Below are 18,708 nucleotides of genomic sequence, written 5' to 3'. Positions count from 1 at the left end.
CATGCTAGAATTTTTATTATCATCTGATGCAATTTTCGCATTGATCACCCTTACGTTTCTCGAAATTATATTGGGTATTGACAATATTGTTTTTATTTCAATTGTTGCCAACAAACTACCAGAAAACAAGCGAAAAAGTGCAACCAACATTGGCCTCGTGTTGGCTATGGTACAACGGATCATATTGTTATTTCTAGTATCATTCTTAGTAAGTTTAAAAACACCCTTTTATACAATAGATAATAATTGGCTTAGTGTTTCTTTAAGTTGGCAAGCTTTAATTTTATTCGCTGGTGGCCTATTCCTTATATATAAAAGTACCTCAGAAATACGAGAAAAGATCGATGAACCTGAACACGATGTGGAGGGGGTAAAACAGAAAAAAGTAAGTTCATTTTCACAAGCAGTCGTTCAAATTGTAGTAATTGATTTTATTTTTTCAATCGATTCTATACTAACAGCCGTAGGAATGACCAATAACCTATCTCCGAATCCTGATCATGCGCTAATATTAATGATTATTGCTGTCGTTATTTCTATCATAATCATGATGGCATTCGCTAACGGAATAAGAAAGTTTATTGAAAACCACCCTTCAATTCAAATGTTAGGCCTTGCATTTTTAATTCTTATTGGTTTTATGCTAATCACCGAAAGTGCGCATTTGGCGCATACCAAGGTATTCAATAATGAAGTAGGTGCAATTCCAAAAGGCTATTTATACTTTGCAATTTCTTTCTCTTTACTAGTGGAGTTTTTAAATATGAAATTGGGTAGAAAGCAAGCTGCAAAAAAGGAGTTTCCTAAACAATAAATGTTTTTAGGATTTTTCCGATCACTATGTAACATATCAACACTAACTTCATTCAGTTCATTTACAGGAACATTTCATGACAAACATTACCCATACACAACAAAAAACTTTGTCGAAATATCTACTTCGTTTCGTTTTTCTCTATATAGTACTTTATATCTATCCTTACGGATTCGAGTACATTCAGGAGCTCACTACTAGTGACATCTCCTTTTGGCAGCCTATTACCATCTGGTTTGGTGAAACGTTTCTGGGCTGGGAGTTTAATGACAAGCGTTTACTTAATGGCTTCGATTCGAAGTACGACTTTAGTCGGTTCCTTTTAATTGCTTGTTTATCTGTAATTGGGGCATTTATTTGGATGTTAATTGACACGAAATTGAAAACTGATTACAGTAAAAAATTAAAAATTCTGCTTAAAACCATTTTACGCTATCACGTTGGCCTAACACTTATTATTTACGGCTTATCAAAAGTTTTTATGTTGCAATTTGGTACAATGGATCTCGATCGTCTCGAAAATACAGCTGGTAACCATACGGGAATGCGATTTTTATGGGATTTTATGAGCTATTCTGAGTTCTACACCCGCACCAGTGGATGGATTGAACTTATTGGCGGTATTTTATTGTTATTCAGAAAAACAACCTTTATTGGAGCCTTCATTTCTTTTATTGCAATGGCCAATGTTGTTTTGGTCGATATCGGTTATGACGTGCGGGTTAAAATGTTTGCGATACATCTTTTTTTGATGACCATTCTTATCCTTACTGAAGATATTGGACGAATGATTGATTTTTTCATCAGAAATAAACCAACGGTTCCAAAAACAAACGAGTCATTACTCACTGGAAAAACCTCGAAAAAAATTGGCTATGTTTTAAAGGGCGCTATACTTAGCTACTTTATTATTTCATGTTTTACAATTTATCCCGAAAGAATTTCGAGACAAAAAAATAATCGATTCGCATTTATGACGCAGTATCATACTGTGGATCTTTTTATTAAGAATGGTGATACACTTGATAATTCGGAAGGTACTAGGTGGAAAAATATATCGATCAATGGCATGTCATACTGGCCGGAAACCTTTAATCTTATTACCATAGATAAAAGCCAGCAGCGTTTTAATTTTGAGGTTGATACTATAAGTAAGGAGTTTAGGTTCAAACCCACCCGTGGTGAAGCTAAGGATGAATTTCTTTTTAAATTTCAAAACGGAAAAAACAAGACTACTACATTCAAAGGTATTTATTTAGGTGATACGCTAGAGGTCGAAACACACTACAAAACATTTGAAGATTATCCGCTTACTAAGAGTCGTTTTAAATGGATAACGGATTTAGAGTGAATTACACTTCATTTTGTAACTAAACTCCGAAGATTGGTTAAAGTGAAAACTCCCTTAGTTCGCTAGTAATTATTGCATAAAGCTCGTTTTCCCAACTTACACTATTTATCTCGGGGATATCGGATCTTTTGCGAAAATCGATCGGACTAATTATAACTTTTATACCCTTATTCATCGCTTTTGAAGCTAAAACAAATACCTCTTCAATAGCCTTATCTCCAATCGGAATACAACCAATGGTCACTGCTTTGCCATGAATAAAAATATCTCCGCCTAGTTTCGTTCGGTTTTCTTCAGCAGCCTTTTGTTTGTCGAAGGCGTTTGGATAATTTACTTTTAGCGACAAATGATAAGCGCTGTTAGGATTCAAGTACTCAATTTTATAAACACCCTCAGGAATTTGCTTGTCTCCTTCTTTAAGTTTAGGTCCTAACTTTCCACTAAAGGCAGTAAAAGGGTATTTTTTGATCAGTTTCCAGTTTGCGTCCGCTTCTCCCCATAGCTCAAGAATTCGTTCTTCTTTTAAGGCGATAAATAACATCTGCTCAGGGAGTTCTTCAAATCCGGCAGCTTTAAGTTCAGGCTTCAACCTCTTTAAAGCAGTGTCTTCATATTTTTCCTTAATGGAGACAACCGTTTCCTTCCCTTTTATTTTTGTGATCATAGGTTTCCATATAGATCTACCATAGGTCAAAAAAAGAAAAACCAGGACAACTAAAACAAGAGATGAAATAAGGTACTTGCGCATATATATAATCAATCAAAGTTGTTGCTTAGCAAGAGTTCAACAGAGGCATACTTTCCTTTAATATCTCTAATTGTATCTAAGGAATCATTGATTTGCTTCGTTTCGGCAGCAAGAAGGCCCAGAGAGCCAAATATGAAGTACAATATAACATAGAAGAAACCTTTTTTAGTTTCAGATTCAGAAATTTCCAGCTCAGGAATTTCTTTTATATAATTAAATATGAAATCATCCTTAATGGTTTTTATTAAAAACGATTTAAGCTCTTTGTTGTAGTCCGAAAACTGTTCAATTTCAGTTAGACCTGCAGAAGTATTTATCAAATGATCAGCACGTGCTTGAATATCTCGGACTTGACGAACTATATTTCTATTAGTATTCAATTATTGATTTATTGCTAATCCTGACGATAATCTCCTATTTTGTCAATTTCAACTTCAGCCTTATATCCCTCTTTTTTCCACAAATGTTGAAGTATATAATATAAACCGGCACACACGGCAAGACCAAAAGGAATAACAGCAAAGCCCAATGCCAGATTATTCGCTGGGTTTAAAACAAATTCCCACATAAAAATTGCTCCTAAAATACCTACTAGTAATCCGCCAACAAAAGTACCTACATAATAAGAGACTACACCTAATATGGCAAACCCCCACTTATGTTTGCTAAACTCGTCTGCTAAAGTGTAAAAACGTTTTCCAATAAAATAAATGAGCAATAATCCTAACATAGTTTATTTATTTATTTATTTATTTGCAACTAACATAGGAATTACTTTATTAAAGCCATATGTACATCCATCATAATCGTTGTCAACTAAAGTTCTAAGGTGATCTGTCCTTCCTCATCTCCCTTTTCTTTGTCATCAGTGTTAGGCGTAGGGTGGCCTTCACCCCCACCTTCCGACAACATTTCTTCGCCTACTACTTCTATTTCCTCCGGCGGGGTTTCCTCAGGTTCTTCATATGGCAACGGGTCCAAAAGATTAATTTGTTTTACCTTTTCTGTAGTTAATTGATTACCTAAAGCATTAATTCCCTTAATCGCTATAAATTGCTCAATATCAATTTTTTGATTTGGTTTTTGATCTTTACCTCGCAACTTATTAAATACAATTTCTGCAACCGGTCTATAATCTGTTGAAACAACTTCTAAATATGATTTTGAATGATCCGAAATGAAATTTTCTTCTTTATTTTCATTCTCGATCAGAAAACGTTTTACATAATAACGTTCTTTATCGCCGTCCCAGTAAATAGCAGAAATCGGTTTTTTAGGTTTCCATTTTTCCAAAATGATCATATCGTCATTAAAATGGGTCGTAACCTCCGGTATTATCGTCTTAGCATTTCCTTTCTGATCAACAATCAGTAATCGGTCCTCACCTCTAAATTCACCAATTAACTCGCCACGCCCGTCAACATTAATACGCTGAACCGTATCATCAAACCAAATTTTTCGCGGTTTGAGGGTAGAAACTCCCTTTTCTTTAAGTTCAATACGTTTTATACTATACTTAGTAACAATATTTCCTTTCACCCCTCGGCCTTTAATAGCCAAATCTGCAAAATCAACATCGAATTTTAATTTTTTGATACTACCGACTTGACGTAAGAATACGGATACCACCTCAGCCTCTCCATTAGGGTTCGCTGAAAAATACCACATTACAGAACCTTTTTTGCCCTGTGTCAAATCATATTCTTTATCTCTTGTAACTCCTGTGACTGCAAATCGTTTTATATAGGAAGCACCGCCTTTACCATCGCGATAGATCATATTGTAAATAGTGCGTTTGTCTTTCTTTTTAAAGATCGCCACATGCACGATATCTTTACCAACAAAGGTTTTCGAATCAACTTTAGTGACCATCATTTTTCCCTCTTTAGTAAAAACGATAATATCATCAATATCAGAGCAATCTGCGACATATTCATCTCTACGCAATGAGGTACCGACAAAACCTTCTTCTCTATTTACATATAACTTTGTATTACGTATAACCACTTTGGTGGCGTCCACATCACCAAAAACTCTAATCTCCGTCTGGCGTTCTTTATCCTTTCCGTATATCTTTTTTAGATTGGTGAAGTAATCAATGGCAAATTCAATAAGGTTTTCCAGGTGATGCTTAACCTCAGCAATATCAGCTTCCAATGCGTCAATGCGCTGTTGTGCCTTATCAATATCAAATTTGGAAATTCGCTTAATCCGTATTTCTGTTAGGCGTACAATATCTTCTTCTACAACGGGACGTTTTAGATGCTTAACGTGCGGCTGCAGGCCTTTATCGATAGCTGCAATAACGCCCTCCCAAGTTTCTTCTTCTTCAATATCACGATAAATACGGTTTTCAATAAAAATACGCTCGAGCGAAGCGAAATGCCACTGTTCTTCTAATTCATAAAGCTTTACTTCAAGCTCTTGCTTTAAAAGCGCCACCGTATTATCGGTTGAGCGCTTTAGCACTTCCGTTACCCCAATAAAGATCGGCTTGTTATCCTCAATGATACAGGATAAAGGTGAAATAGACATTTCGCAATTTGTAAATGCATATAAGGCATCAATTGTTTTATCAGGAGAAATTCCAGAAGGCAGATGAATCAATATCTCGACTTCGGCGGCCGTATTATCCTCAATCTTTTTTATCTTGATTTTACCTTTATCGTTCGCTTTTAAAATAGAATCAATTAATGATGATGTATTCGTCCCAAATGGGATTTCTGTAATGACTAACGAATTTTTATCTCGTTGATTAATACGTGCCCTGATTCTAATTTTTCCGCCTCGTAACCCATCATTGTAATTGGTGGCATCCATAATTCCGCCAGTAGGAAAGTCAGGCACGATGCTAAATCTTTTTCCTTTAAGACACTTAATAGAAGCATCAATGAGCTCATTAAAGTTATGTGGTAACAGTTTGGTTGAGAGTCCTACTGCGATACCTTCTGCCCCTTGCGCTAGTAGTAATGGGAATTTTACCGGAAGATTTACAGGTTCCTTTTTACGACCATCATACGAAAGTTGCCACTCCGTCACCTTTGGGCTAAAAACAACATCTAACGCAAATTTAGATAGTCGCGCTTCTATATACCGTGATGCTGCAGCGCTATCACCAGTAAGAATATTACCCCAGTTACCTTGGGTATCGATTAATAAATTCTTCTGACCTATTTGTACCATGGCATCTGCAATACTAGCATCTCCATGAGGGTGATACTGCATGGTATGACCTACAATATTCGCTACCTTGTTGTAGCGTCCATCATCCAATTCCTTTAATGCGTGCATAATGCGACGTTGCACGGGTTTGAATCCATCCTCCATCGCAGGTACTGCGCGCTCCAGAATTACATAAGAAGCATAGTCTAAAAACCAATCAGCATACATTCCAGTTACCTTGGTAATCGTATCTGTTTGTTCTTGAGGTTGTTCGTTGTATAGCTCTTCTTCGTTTTCCTCCATATTAATAATCAATTCAGAATCTAAAATTTAGAATTCAGAATTATTTAGGTAAATACTTATTGTGATCATCCGACTGGTAATCATCAGGCTTCGCAGCTTTTTTGATGTCGTCAATTGATTCTTTAGTTGAACTTATTGTTTTAGGTTTTTCTTTTTCTTCAAAATAGGTGTTCTTTCCAGATGCCGTCGCTATAAAATCAGCTTTGAGCATTTCAGGAGTAATCCTTTTTGATAAATGCGGATGTGTTGATAGTTTTTCTGAAATCCAAGTCCAAAATCCGGCTTCTCCTTGCTGCGTCTGTTCCGCATACGCTTTTACATTTAGTTTTCTGGCAAGTTTTTTTCCAGCTGCAAGCATTTTAATTCCAGCAACCGCACCAGTCGGACTCAACTTCGTACCAATACGATCGCAGGTGTATTCACATGCTCTTGAATATGCTTGTGGCAAAAAGGGAACGAATAGCGAAGGATATACTAGCAACTTCTTTGTAATGTGGTTGCGTTTAATATGCCCCAGCTCATGGGCAACTACAAAGTCAACAACATCTTTCTCTACATCTTCACTTAGAATTAATTCCGCTAATTCAGAAAACAGTATCATATAGTTAGATCCAGCAAAGCGGGTTGCAAATGCGTTTAGAATTGCAGACTCAATAATATACGTTTTGGGTATATTTTTAATACCAAGTGCCTGGCATTGCTTTATAATTACTTTATGCAAATCAGGAAATTGCTTTTCTGATACTCGCACTCCTGCTCCTTTAATCAACCCTATTAATAGGCCCTGAGACACAAGAATAATAAGACCTATCAGCAAAATTATCCCTGCAATGGGAAGAATAATCGTAAGGAATAACGGTTCAATAACTGGCAGTACAATCAACGGGCTAATGATCAACAGGGTAATGATGACCATAAGGGTATAATATAACTTCTCTTTGGGGTGTACTTTGTAGTTAATCAATTTTTGTTTGTTATTTAAATGAGGATAATATTTGGTTTTTATACCTCCCTAAATCCCTCCTCAAGGAGGGAAGACTATTTTATTTTCACATTTAATACTCTAAACTCATAACTCTAAACTCTGAACTAGTTAGACATCTTCTTCAACTACATCCAACTCCACTTTCAAGTTGTTAATAATAAACTCTTGTCTATTGGGTGTGTTTTTACCCATATAGAAGCTTAACAACTCTTCTATGGATGTTGCCTTATCTAACATTACAGGGTCTAAACGAATATCATCTCCTATAAAATGCTTGAATTCATCAGGAGAAATTTCACCCAACCCTTTAAATCGAGTTATTTCCGGCTTGCCTCTTAGTTTATCAATAGCGTTTCTTCGTTCCTCGTCACTGTAACAATAAATGGTTTCTTTTTTATCCCGAACCCGGAATAAGGGTGTTTGCAAGATGTACAAATGCCCTTCTTTTATAAGCTCTGGGAAAAATTGTAAAAAGAACGTAATGAGCAACAACCGAATATGCATACCATCAACATCAGCATCAGTTGCGATAACAATATTGTTATATCGCAAATCTTCGAGACTTTCCTCAATATTTAATGCAGCCTGTAGTAAATTAAACTCTTCATTTTCATAAACAATCTTTTTAGACATACCATACGAATTCAACGGCTTTCCTTTTAGACTGAATACAGCTTGAGTATTGACATCTCGACTCTTAGTAATCGATCCACTAGCAGAGTCTCCTTCCGTTATAAACAAGGTGGTTTCTAAACGACGATCATTTTTTAAATCGCCTAAGTGCACTCTACAATCTCGTAGTTTTTTATTGTGAAGGTTTGCTTTTTTAGCACGCTCTTTAGCCAGCTTTCGAATACCTGACAACTCCTTGCGCTCACGTTCTGCCTGCAAAATCTTGCGTTGGATAGCTTCAGCAACATCCGCATTTTTATGAAGAAAGTTGTCCAAGTATTTTCCAAGAAAATCATTCACATATGTGCGAACCGTAGGTAAATCTCCACCCATATCTGTAGAACCTAGTTTTGTTTTTGTTTGTGATTCAAAAACAGGCTCCATTACCTTAATAGAAATTGCGGCTATAATCGACTTTCGTATATCAGCAGCATCATAACTCTTTCCGTAGAAATCCCGGATTGTTTTTACAATACCTTCTCTAAATGCGGAAAGATGTGTCCCCCCTTGAGTTGTATTTTGCCCGTTTACGAACGAATGATATTCCTCGCTATACTGCGTTTTACTGTGTGTTATAGCCACCTCAATATCATTACCGCGCAAATGAATGATTGGATATAGCATGTCATCCGTATTCGTGCTATCTTCAAGTAGGTCTTTCAACCCATTTTCTGAAAAATATTTTTCGCCATTAAAAATCATTGTCAATCCCGGGTTGAGATAAACATAATTTTTAATCATTTTTACAATGTACTCATGACGAAACTTATATTTTTTGAAGATACTATCATCGGGAATAAAAGTCACCTTGGTCCCTCGTCTTCTTGAGGTCTCTTCTAGCAACTCTTCGTTAACCAGATTTCCTATTTCAAATTCAGCTGATTTTGATTTTCCATCTCTTGTTGACTCCACTCTAAAAAAAGTAGAAAGGGCATTCACCGCTTTTGTACCCACCCCATTTAATCCTACTGATTTTTTAAATGCTCTAGTATCATACTTACCACCAGTATTCATTTTAGATACCACATCGACCACTTTTCCCAACGGAATACCGCGCCCGTAATCACGAACAATAACGCGATTATCCTGAACAGAAACTTCAATTGTTTTGCCAGCGCCCATCACGAATTCGTCAATACAATTATCGAGCACTTCCTTGATAAGAATGTATATTCCATCATCAGCACTAGAACCATCCCCTAACTTACCAATGTACATACCGGGACGCATACGAATATGCTCTTTCCAATCGAGTGAACGTATATTATCTTCAGTATATGCGGACTGTTGTGCCATAGATCGATAAAACAAAGTGAATGTTTGCTAATATAAAGGTTCATTACAAAAAAAGAAATGCTGCACCAGTAAAGTAATTAACAAACGAAACAGCAGGATTGTTAAGAAAAAAAAGACTTACTTTTTTCGCACCTTAATCAACAATATGCCTGCGATAACAACAAACGAACCTAAAAATTGAATAGCTGTTAGGGTTTCTTTTAAGAAGAAATACGCCATTATAATGGTAGATATTGGACCAATGCCAGCCACAATTGAAAAATTAGAACTAGTGATCAATTTTATGGATGCCGAAACCAAAAATGAAGGAATTACTGTGGCGATTAATGCTATTGCCCCACCAAGTACATACACTTGCCATTGAAAACTAAAAAGGCTTGTTGTATTTGTAAAAAGATAATGTACAAATACACAAATACATGAAACGATCATAACATAAGCCGTAAAACTCATCACCCCAAACTTCGGAATCAACCAACCGCTACCAGCAATATAAGATGCATAGGTTAATGCACTTAATAAAATAAGGAAACTACCGAGATAGACGTTTTCTCCTTCTAGATTCACCTCTTCCCAAAAAACAAAAATGACACCTAAATAAGTCAAAAAAATGGCCAATGCCTGTAGTTTTGTAATCGGTATTTTTAGAAATAACTTATTTAAGATCAATACAATCGTGGGGTATAAAAACAAAATAATGCGTTCAAGACCTGCTTTTATGTATTGTAAGCCCTCAAAATCAAAGAAACTTGCTAGATAATAGCCTAAAATACCACAAGCAATTAACCACAGATAATGTTTGTTATGTAATGTTCCTTCTCTTTTTTCTTTAGAATATATAATAGCAATAATCACATAAAAAGGAAATGAAAACAACATACGAAGCAGTAATAGGCTAACAGAATCTACCTCATAGTTATAAGCGAGTTTCACCATAACCGCTTTAGAAGAGAACATAACAACGCCAACAATTCCTAGTAGGATCCCTAAACTGAAGTTTTTAGAAGTGTTCATTAGGGAATTGTATTTGTATTGATCTGGTAACTAAACGTTAAATCTAAAATGCATTACATCCCCATCTTTCACAACATACTCCTTACCCTCAACACGCATTTTTCCAGCCTCTTTCACTTTGGTTTCACTACCATATTGTGCATAATCATTATATGCAATTACTTCAGCACGAATAAACCCTTTTTCAAAATCAGTGTGAATTACTCCTGCTGCTTGTGGTGCAGTTGAACCTACTTTTACGGTCCAGGCGCGCACTTCTTTTTCGCCTGCAGTGAAATAGGTTTGAAGATCTAACAAGGCATAAGCCGATCTGATTAACTTCGAAACACCAGGCTCATCAAGTCCGATATCCTCTAAGAACATTTGGCGTTCTTCATAACTTTCAAGTTCTGTAATATCAGCTTCGGTACCTACCGCTAGAACCAAAACTTGGGCATTTTCGTTCTTTACAGCCTCTTTTACTTTTTCAACGTAATCGTTGCCACTAACCGCACTGCCTTCGTCAACATTACACACATATAAAACCGGTTTATCAGTAATAAACTGCAAAGGTTTAACAAATTCTGTACGATCATCATCGGAAAAGTCAATAGCTCTGACCGAAGCTCCAGCTTCTAAACCTTCTTTTATCCGGATTAAAACTCCTTGCTCCTTTAACGCTTCTTTATTTCCAGTTCGTGAAGCTCGCGTAACTTTTTCTAACTTTTTCTCAACGGTTTCTAGATCTTTTAACTGCAGTTCCATATCGATGGTCTCCTTATCTCTTATGGGATCTACAGAGCCATCAACATGTACTATATTATCATTATCAAAACAACGCAAAACATGTAAAATTGCATCTGTTTCACGAATGTTTCCTAAAAATTGATTTCCTAAACCCTCACCTTTACTAGCACCTTTAACCAAACCAGCGATATCAACAATCTCAACAGTAGCAGGTATTACTTTTTCAGGGTTTACAAGCTCCTCTAGTTTCTCTAATCGAGTATCTGGTACATTCACAACACCAATGTTAGGTTCGATGGTGCAAAAAGGAAAATTCGCGCTTTGCGCTTTTGCATTTGACAGGCAATTAAACAAGGTAGATTTACCAACATTTGGGAGTCCGACAATACCGGCTTTCATAGTATGAATTTTAAGAGCGCAAAGATAGTATTATCAAGGAAGAAATAACATTTTAATGACTGTCTTTTTATAAGTGATATGTCATTTAGAATAATAAGATGATTCAATCGATCTTTTCTTATTTTAGTAACTACTATCGATTTCATTTAATGAAAAACAAAATTGCATTACAGGGTATTTTATATGACGAGAAATCTTCATTCGCAAAAGGGGTGGCTTTAGCACCACCTTTAATAAGAGAGGCATACAATTCCGATTCAGCAAACTACTTCGCTGAAGAAGATATTGAAATAAAGCCTTCTATTTTTGATGATAAAGGTGATTTTCGGATTGAAAGTTATTTTGATATAGAAGGGATCACTGCCAATAATTTGCATAAAAACAATTCCTTAATCACCTTGGGAGGAGATCACTCGATCACCTATCCAATTATTAAAGCTTTTTATGAAGAGTATGGTCAATTAAATATCCTACATATTGATGCACATGGAGACCTATATCATGAATTCGAGGGCGATCAATACTCCCATGCATGTCCGTTTGCCCGAATTATGGAAGATGGATTAGCAAAACAACTGGTTCAGGTTGGAATTAGGACCTTTAATACACATCAGAGAGAACAAGTGAAGAAGTACGGAGTGGCTTCAATAGAAATGAAAGATTTTGCGTTAGACCGAATTCCTCAACTTCAAGACCCTCTATATATATCGGTAGATATTGATGCGCTCGACCCTGCATTTGCACCAGGTATTTCGCATTATGAACCGGGAGGTCTTACTACACGGGAGTTACTAAGTATTATTCAGCAAGTAGAAGGTCCAATAATTGGTGCCGATATTGTTGAGTACAATCCGACAAGAGATTACAATAAGATGACTGCCATGGTTTGTGCTAAAATTTTAAAAGAACTTGCTGTAAAATGTAGATAAACAAAAAATCCTGAGTTTTCACTCAGGATTTTAGAAATTATCGTACATCTTACTTATTCAGGATGCATAAAACGCTGCTTACCTAAAAGGACCTCTTCTGTCTCAACGTTATCTTCATCAGGTACGCAACAGTCTACAGGACACACTGCCGCACATTGTGGTTCTTCATGAAAACCTTTACATTCTGTACACTTGTCTGGAACTATATAGTAAATCTCATCAGAAACAGGTTCTTGAGCTTCATCAGCATTCACAGATTTACCATCTGGTAATACCACATCTCCAACAAGACTTGTTCCATCAGAATAGCGCCAATCATCTGCCCCTTCATAAATTGCGGTATTAGGACATTCAGTCTCACAGGCACCACAATTTATACATTCATCTGTTATGATTATAGCCATTTTCTTTTTCTTATTTGCTTAATTTTGCTGCAAAAATAAAGCCTGTACGGTTTATATACAACCTTTGTATGGATTTAACATCTAGAATTGAAGCCTTTGCAAAATTGGGTAAGTTTTTATCTCAATTCAACAGATCATCAATTTCAAAAAAAGATTCAATTCCCTTTAACGAGTTGTTCTTTGATGGGTTTTTGCACCAAATAAAATTAGCTGAAGAGGATAATGCATGGTTTACCAAAGACAACATTTTATATGCTCTTGAAGGTTGGAGCCAACAACTTACATCACAAAAATTAACGAATTGGTTAGAAAAATATACTATTCAAAATGTTTCTACTCCTAGCAAAATAGGAATTGTAATGGCAGGGAATATTCCCCTAGTAGGATTTCATGATTTCTTGTGTGTCTTAATTAGCGGGCATAAGGTGATAGTGAAGCAGTCATCAAACGATAAGCACCTACTGCCCTTTCTTTCAAAGTACCTAGAATATATTGACTCTTCATTTAAAGGTAAAATCGAATTTACAGAAGGAAAACTGGAAGATTTTGATGCAGTTATCGCCACTGGGAGCAATAATACTGCCCGATATTTTGAATATTATTTTAAAGATGTACCTGCGATCATTAGAAAGAATCGCAATTCGGTGGCGGTGCTAACGGGAACCGAAACCGAAGAAGAGATGCGAAATTTGAGCGAAGATATTTTCAGATATTACGGTCTTGGATGCCGCAGTGTTTCGAAAGTCTTTGTCCCAAAAGGATATGATTTTGACAACATATTTAAAGGAGTTTACCATCAATCTGCGATTATTGAAACCGCAAAATATGCCAACAACTACGACTACAATAAAGCCGTTTATATTATGAGCCAATTCGATATGTTAGAAAACGGTTTTTTAATGATTAAAGAAGATAAAAGTTATAGTTCTCCAATCGCTACGTTATTTTATGAAACTTATGAAGATAAAAGTGAGCTAAAACAACGCCTTAAAAAAGATGAAGACCAAATTCAATGTATTGTATCTAAAGGTTTTATAGACAACGAAATAAGTTTTGGTCAAACACAATGCCCAGCCCTACATGATTATGCAGATGGCGAAGACACCGTTGCATTTTTGTTAAAAACATCTTGAATAAAATGCGATTTTGATATCTGCTTTTCGTCATTAAATTAGCACCTTTGCAACGTTTTATATCAATAATAATAATTATCGAAAATGAAGAAACATAATTTTAGTGCAGGACCGTGTGTATTGCCTAAGGAAGTAATGCAAAAAGCCGCTGAAGCCGTTGTGGAATTAAATGGCTCCGGACTTTCACTTATAGAGATTTCTCATAGAAGTAAAGATTTTGTTGATATCATGGAAAAAGCGCGAAGTCTGGCGCTTGAACTTTTAAACCTTCAAGGCAAAGGCTATAAAGCACTGTTTTTACAAGGTGGGGCTAGCATGGAATTTCTGATGGTAGCGTATAACCTATTGAGTAAAAAGGCAGGTTATGTGAATACAGGTACGTGGAGTTCTAAAGCTATTAAAGAAGCAAAATTGTTTGGAGACATCGTCGAAGTGGCTTCATCAAAAGACAAAAACTTTAATTACATCCCTAAGAATTTTAGTGTGCCTGAAGATTTAGACTATTTACATCTTACTAGTAATAATACCATATTTGGCACACAGATAAAAGAATTTCCTACTACCAACGTACCATTGGTATGTGATATGAGTAGTGATATTTTTTCTAGACAATTAGACTTTACCAAATTTGATTTGATCTATGCTGGTGCTCAGAAGAATATGGGACCTGCCGGAACAACTTTGGTAATTATCAAAGAAGATATTTTGGGCAAGGTAGAGCGCCAAATACCTTCTATGTTAGATTATCAAGTACAACTAAGTAAGGGCAGTATGTTTAATACCCCGCCTGTTTTTGCCGTTTACACTTCGATGCTAACCATGGAATGGCTTAAAACCAATGGCGGTGTCGCTGCTATTGAAGAGATTAACGAGAAAAAAGCAAACCTGATTTATTCCGAAATAGAGTTAAATCCACTGTTCGATGGCTTCGCAGCGAAAGAAGATCGTTCGAATATGAATGCGACTTTTAGCCTCACCCGCGATGACCTTACTGAAACTTTTAATGCTATGTGGAAGGAAGCCGGAGTAAACGGTTTAAACGGACATCGATCGGTTGGCGGATACAGAGCATCAATGTACAACGCCTTATCATTAGAAAGTGTTGGCGTATTGGTAGATGTTATGAGTGAATTAGAGCGTAAAGCCTAAATTCAAGTAAATGTAAAATCAATTACGGGGTTTAAAAAAAGATAAACACTCTTTAAACTTTAGACTTTAAACTTATAAAAATGAAAGTATTAGCAAACGATGGTGTTTCACAAAGCGGAATTGAAGCTTTAGAAGCCGCAGGGTTTGAAGTAAATACCACAACGGTAGCGCAAGAACAGTTAATTAATTATATCAACGAAGAAAAAATTGATGTGCTTTTGGTGCGCTCTGCAACAAAAGTGAGAAAAGATATCATTGACGCTTGCCCTAGCTTAAAGATTATTGGTCGTGGTGGTGTTGGTATGGATAATATTGATGTAGCTTATGCTCGTGAAAAAGGCCTTAAGGTTATAAACACGCCAGCAGCTTCATCAAGCTCGGTGGCAGAATTAGTTTTTGCCCATCTGTATGGCGGCGTTCGTTTTTTATATGACGCCAATAGAAATATGCCTTTAGATGGTGATTCTAAGTTCAAAGATCTAAAAAAAGCATATGCCAAAGGTGTTGAATTAAGAGGGAAAACTATTGGTATTATAGGTTTCGGGCGTATCGGTCAAGAAGTAGCTAAAATTGCTTTAGGTATTGGTATGCGTGTGTTGGCTGCAGATAAATTTATCGATAAGGCCGATATTACATTAGATTTCTTCGATGGCCAAAGTACCACATTTCAGATCGAAACACAGCCAATGGAGGCTGTACTAAATCAATCAGATTTCATAACGTTACATGTTCCTGCGCAAAAAGAATATGTAATTGGCAAAAAAGAATTTAATCAAATGAAGTCTGGGGCCTGCATTATCAATGCAGCGAGAGGTGGTGTAATTGATGAAGTTGCACTTTTAGACGCATTAAATGAAAATAAACTATCCTTTGCAGGATTGGATACGTTTGAAGAAGAACCAAAACCGGCTATACAGGTATTAATGCACCCAAAAGTTTCGCTAACTCCACATATTGGAGCTGCTACCGGTGAAGCTCAAGACCGCATTGGCACCGAGTTAGCAACACAGATTATCGATATTTTTGCCGGTTAAACGATTGTGTAAAAAACCATCGAAGAAAGTCCGGCTATTTCAGCGGGACTTTTTTGTATCTTACCGATGATATTAATTTACTAAAATACAGAATACAATGTCAGGAATATTAGATCTTTTAAATAGCGATATGGGTCGCCAAATGATTAGTGGTGTAAGTAATCAAACAGGTACCTCCGCATCAGACACATCCAATGTGCTGAGTATGGCTTTACCCGTTTTAATGGGCGCCATGAAAAAAAACGTGCAAACTGAGCAAGGTGCTGCCGGATTAATGAATGCGCTTTCTGGAAAGCACAATGGTAGTATTCTTGACAATTTAGGCGGTTTGTTTGACGGTGGTGTTGATGATTCAGTTATGAACGATGGCGCCGGTATTCTAGGCCATGTACTTGGAGGTAATCAAGCAAATGTTCAAAATGCTTTAAGCAGCCAGTCTGGTGTTGATGCTGGATCAATAGGGCAAATATTGCAGGTCGCGGCACCTTTATTGATGGGCTTTCTGGGAAAACAAAAACAACAATCGAATGTAAATGACGCCAGTGGAATGAACGCATTATTAGGAGGCATGCTTGGTGGCCAACCAAAACAAAATCAAAGCTTAATTGCCTCGTTGATTGACGCCGATGGGGACGGAAGCGTTCTTGATGATGTTGCTGGAATGGTTCTTGGCGGAAGCAAGAAAAAAGGAGGCCTTGGAGGCTTGCTTGGAGGTTTATTCGGCAAATAACTAGGTTAACTCTTTTATAAAATATTTACAAAAGCAATGTATTATTTGTACATTGCTTTTGTTGTTTTAAAGGACTAGTATTATGAAGCAGTTATTGATTATTTGTGGGATTCTGTGTTTTATTGTAGCATGTTCATCAACTAGTAATATCAATACCTCTCCTACTAATAAAAACGAATTTACCAACAAGGGAAATGATACTGTTACAATATCCAGCGATAAAACCGAATATGAAATTATCATTATCGAACCTGGATTTAATTATTGGCTTCAAAGTATAGCCCGACCTGCGGGATACTATTCGCAGCAATTTTTAGAAAGTAGAAATCAAATTTACGTAACCGAATGGAATTTACGAGTGCTACAACCACAACGATTTAATCCTAATTTGTATGAGCTGCGCATTAACTACGACCCTAATATTGATTACGGCTACGAGGTGAACTATAAACTCTACAATTATTTCATCTTCTTCCAAAGGCGTTATAACCAAAGACTATCTGGCTTCTTACCTAGAGTATAAATAATTATATTTGCAGCGTTTTTAGCGCTATGGAAAAATTAAAACAACGTTGGGGTATTAACTCTAACTGGCAAATAGTCATCATATTTATTGTTTTTGCGATAACTGGTTCTACTGCAGCGAAACTTGCTGAGCCTCTTACATCGTTCATAGGTTTAGAAAGGGAAACTACCAACGGCTTTTTGTATTGGACTGTAAGAATTTTACTAATATTCCCAATATATCAAGTATTATTGGTTTTCTTCGGATGGCTATTTGGACAATTCCAGTTTTTTTGGGGCTTTGAAAAAAAAATGCTAAAACGTCTAGGTTTGGGATTTCTTTTTGGAGACTAGCTTTATTGTTTAATAACTAAGTTTTGGTACTAAATTCTAAGTTTTCTAGTTAAAATCTTTTTTTATCTATCTGTATAGTTTCTAATTTTCATGCCTCCTTCCAAATAAATGTCATACTAGTCCAATAGTAGTATTGAGCACAGGGTTATTATTTTTTTTGTTCCAAACCATCTGTAAAGTTGTTCGATGCTTGATGTTGGTCAATGGGATAAATTTAATATCCATTTTATATCCTTTTTGAAGGGCGCTGGGTACAATAGATAGTCCAAACTTGCGCTCTACCAGGCGATATATGGTTGTGGCATGAACAGTATTATGCGCTATTTTGGGGTTAAACCCACTATCCTCAAAAATTTTCATCACCTTTTGATAATAGGATCCGCTGTAGGAAGCATCAAATAAAACAAATGGTTCATTTATAAGTTGGGTTAAACTTTTAAAATTATCCTTATTAATACGATGACCTTTTGGTAAAACAAGCGAAAATGTATCTTCAAAAACGGGTTTCATATGCAGTCCCACTGGGACTTTATCCAACCTAACAAAACCAATATCTATATCCTGACTTAGTAACCGATCTATTTGTTGCTTATTATCCATTTCCTTTAGGTCATACTGAACATTTGGATATTCATTTCTAACGTTAGTTAAAAAATCAGGAATTACATTTTGCATTGCTGAGCCTATAAAGCCAAGACGCAAATGACCTTCTATGCCTTTTTCTAATAACTGAGCATGGTGTACCGCAGCTTCGATATCTTTAAAAATACTTTCGAATTCCCCCTTTAAATACTGTCCAGTTGTTGTAAGTACCACTTTTCTATTATGCCGCTCAAATAAATGAATACCTAAGGTTTCTTCTAATTGCCTTATTTGCCTGCTTAACCCTGGCTGAGAAATATATAGTTTTTCTGCGGCATTTCTGAAATGCAGTTCTTCCGCAACACTAAGAAAATAACGAATATGTCGAAGTTCTAATTGATTACTTAAACGCATCAAAA

At 36.2% G+C, this 18,708-nt stretch carries 19 protein-coding genes; 9 read left to right on the top strand and 10 right to left on the bottom strand.

Translation table 11 applies throughout. From position 1 onward, the window contains the following. The first annotated feature begins 1 nt into the window (after position 1). Positions 2-814 (top strand): TerC family protein, encoded by an 813-nt coding sequence (locus ABN763_RS02085; protein ID WP_410483750.1) that lies wholly within the window; start codon positions 2-4, stop codon positions 812-814. A 76-nt stretch (positions 815-890) separates the two neighbouring features. Beyond that, entirely contained in the window at positions 891-2,165 is a 1,275-nt protein-coding gene (locus tag ABN763_RS02080) for a hypothetical protein (protein WP_410483749.1), read from the top strand. A 37-nt stretch (positions 2,166-2,202) separates the two neighbouring features. Here the strand turns inward: ABN763_RS02080 and ABN763_RS02075 are convergent, their stop codons facing one another. The 8 genes from ABN763_RS02075 to ychF form a co-directional block, all read right to left on the bottom strand. Beyond that, positions 2,203-2,829 (bottom strand): L,D-transpeptidase family protein, encoded by a 627-nt coding sequence (locus ABN763_RS02075; protein WP_410483748.1) that lies wholly within the window; start codon positions 2,827-2,829, stop codon positions 2,203-2,205. Positions 2,830-2,921: 92 nt separating this feature from the next. Continuing rightward, positions 2,922-3,293: a hypothetical protein gene (locus tag ABN763_RS02070; protein ID WP_410483747.1), complete on the bottom strand. Its 372-nt coding sequence runs from the start codon at positions 3,291-3,293 to the stop codon at positions 2,922-2,924. A 14-nt stretch (positions 3,294-3,307) separates the two neighbouring features. Further along, positions 3,308-3,643 (bottom strand): hypothetical protein, encoded by a 336-nt coding sequence (locus tag ABN763_RS02065; RefSeq protein ID WP_410483746.1) that lies wholly within the window; start codon positions 3,641-3,643, stop codon positions 3,308-3,310. A gap of 86 nt (positions 3,644-3,729) precedes the next feature. Further along, positions 3,730-6,378, bottom strand: coding sequence for a DNA gyrase/topoisomerase IV subunit A (locus ABN763_RS02060; protein WP_410483745.1), 2,649 nt, complete (start codon positions 6,376-6,378; stop codon positions 3,730-3,732). A gap of 40 nt (positions 6,379-6,418) precedes the next feature. Continuing rightward, positions 6,419-7,294: a M48 family metallopeptidase gene (locus tag ABN763_RS02055; protein ID WP_410483744.1), complete on the bottom strand. Its 876-nt coding sequence runs from the start codon at positions 7,292-7,294 to the stop codon at positions 6,419-6,421. 177 nt (positions 7,295-7,471) lie between these two features. Next, entirely contained in the window at positions 7,472-9,331 is a 1,860-nt protein-coding gene (locus ABN763_RS02050; RefSeq protein WP_410483743.1) for a DNA topoisomerase IV subunit B, read from the bottom strand. Positions 9,332-9,448: 117 nt separating this feature from the next. Further along, positions 9,449-10,345, bottom strand: coding sequence for a DMT family transporter (locus ABN763_RS02045; protein WP_410483742.1), 897 nt, complete (start codon positions 10,343-10,345; stop codon positions 9,449-9,451). Between the two features lie 30 nt (positions 10,346-10,375). Next, positions 10,376-11,470, bottom strand: a complete 1,095-nt coding sequence (ychF, locus tag ABN763_RS02040; RefSeq protein WP_410483741.1) for a redox-regulated ATPase YchF — start codon at positions 11,468-11,470, stop codon at positions 10,376-10,378. Positions 11,471-11,619: 149 nt separating this feature from the next. On the opposite strand from ychF, the gene speB reads away from it, so the two are divergent. Beyond that, positions 11,620-12,399 carry an agmatinase gene (gene speB / locus ABN763_RS02035; RefSeq protein WP_410483740.1) on the top strand — a complete coding sequence of 260 codons (780 nt, stop codon included), beginning with the start codon at positions 11,620-11,622 and terminating at the stop codon, positions 12,397-12,399. Positions 12,400-12,452: 53 nt separating this feature from the next. Here the strand turns inward: speB and ABN763_RS02030 are convergent, their stop codons facing one another. Beyond that, positions 12,453-12,803 (bottom strand): 4Fe-4S dicluster domain-containing protein, encoded by a 351-nt coding sequence (locus tag ABN763_RS02030; protein ID WP_410483739.1) that lies wholly within the window; start codon positions 12,801-12,803, stop codon positions 12,453-12,455. A 68-nt stretch (positions 12,804-12,871) separates the two neighbouring features. Here ABN763_RS02030 and ABN763_RS02025 point away from each other — a divergent pair, with 68 nt between their 5' ends. The 6 genes from ABN763_RS02025 to ABN763_RS02000 all read left to right on the top strand — a co-directional run bounded on the left by ABN763_RS02025 (position 12,872) and on the right by ABN763_RS02000 (position 17,707). Further along, complete coding sequence (locus tag ABN763_RS02025) at positions 12,872-13,936, top strand: acyl-CoA reductase (protein WP_410483738.1); 1,065 nt, start codon at positions 12,872-12,874, stop codon at positions 13,934-13,936. An 84-nt stretch (positions 13,937-14,020) separates the two neighbouring features. Further along, entirely contained in the window at positions 14,021-15,085 is a 1,065-nt protein-coding gene (gene serC / locus ABN763_RS02020; RefSeq protein WP_410483737.1) for a 3-phosphoserine/phosphohydroxythreonine transaminase, read from the top strand. Positions 15,086-15,165: 80 nt separating this feature from the next. Next, positions 15,166-16,119 (top strand): D-2-hydroxyacid dehydrogenase, encoded by a 954-nt coding sequence (locus tag ABN763_RS02015; RefSeq protein ID WP_410483736.1) that lies wholly within the window; start codon positions 15,166-15,168, stop codon positions 16,117-16,119. Between the two features lie 97 nt (positions 16,120-16,216). Next, positions 16,217-16,849 (top strand): DUF937 domain-containing protein, encoded by a 633-nt coding sequence (locus ABN763_RS02010; RefSeq protein ID WP_410483735.1) that lies wholly within the window; start codon positions 16,217-16,219, stop codon positions 16,847-16,849. An 82-nt stretch (positions 16,850-16,931) separates the two neighbouring features. Beyond that, positions 16,932-17,372: a DUF6146 family protein gene (locus tag ABN763_RS02005; protein ID WP_410483734.1), complete on the top strand. Its 441-nt coding sequence runs from the start codon at positions 16,932-16,934 to the stop codon at positions 17,370-17,372. Positions 17,373-17,401: 29 nt separating this feature from the next. Continuing rightward, positions 17,402-17,707, top strand: coding sequence for a DUF6787 family protein (locus ABN763_RS02000; RefSeq protein ID WP_410483733.1), 306 nt, complete (start codon positions 17,402-17,404; stop codon positions 17,705-17,707). 111 nt (positions 17,708-17,818) lie between these two features. Here ABN763_RS02000 and ABN763_RS01995 read toward each other — a convergent pair whose 3' ends face one another. Beyond that, on the bottom strand, positions 17,819-18,703 hold the full coding sequence (locus ABN763_RS01995; protein WP_410483732.1) for a LysR family transcriptional regulator: 885 nt from the start codon (positions 18,701-18,703) through the stop codon (positions 17,819-17,821). Between the last annotated feature and the right edge of the window lie 5 nt (positions 18,704-18,708).

The organism is Spongiivirga sp. MCCC 1A20706 (genome assembly GCF_046524175.1).
In the GTDB taxonomy this organism is placed as follows: domain Bacteria; phylum Bacteroidota; class Bacteroidia; order Flavobacteriales; family Flavobacteriaceae; genus Spongiivirga.
The sequence above is the reverse complement of the archived record's forward strand: the minus strand, read 5'-3'. Positions and strand labels throughout refer to the sequence as shown.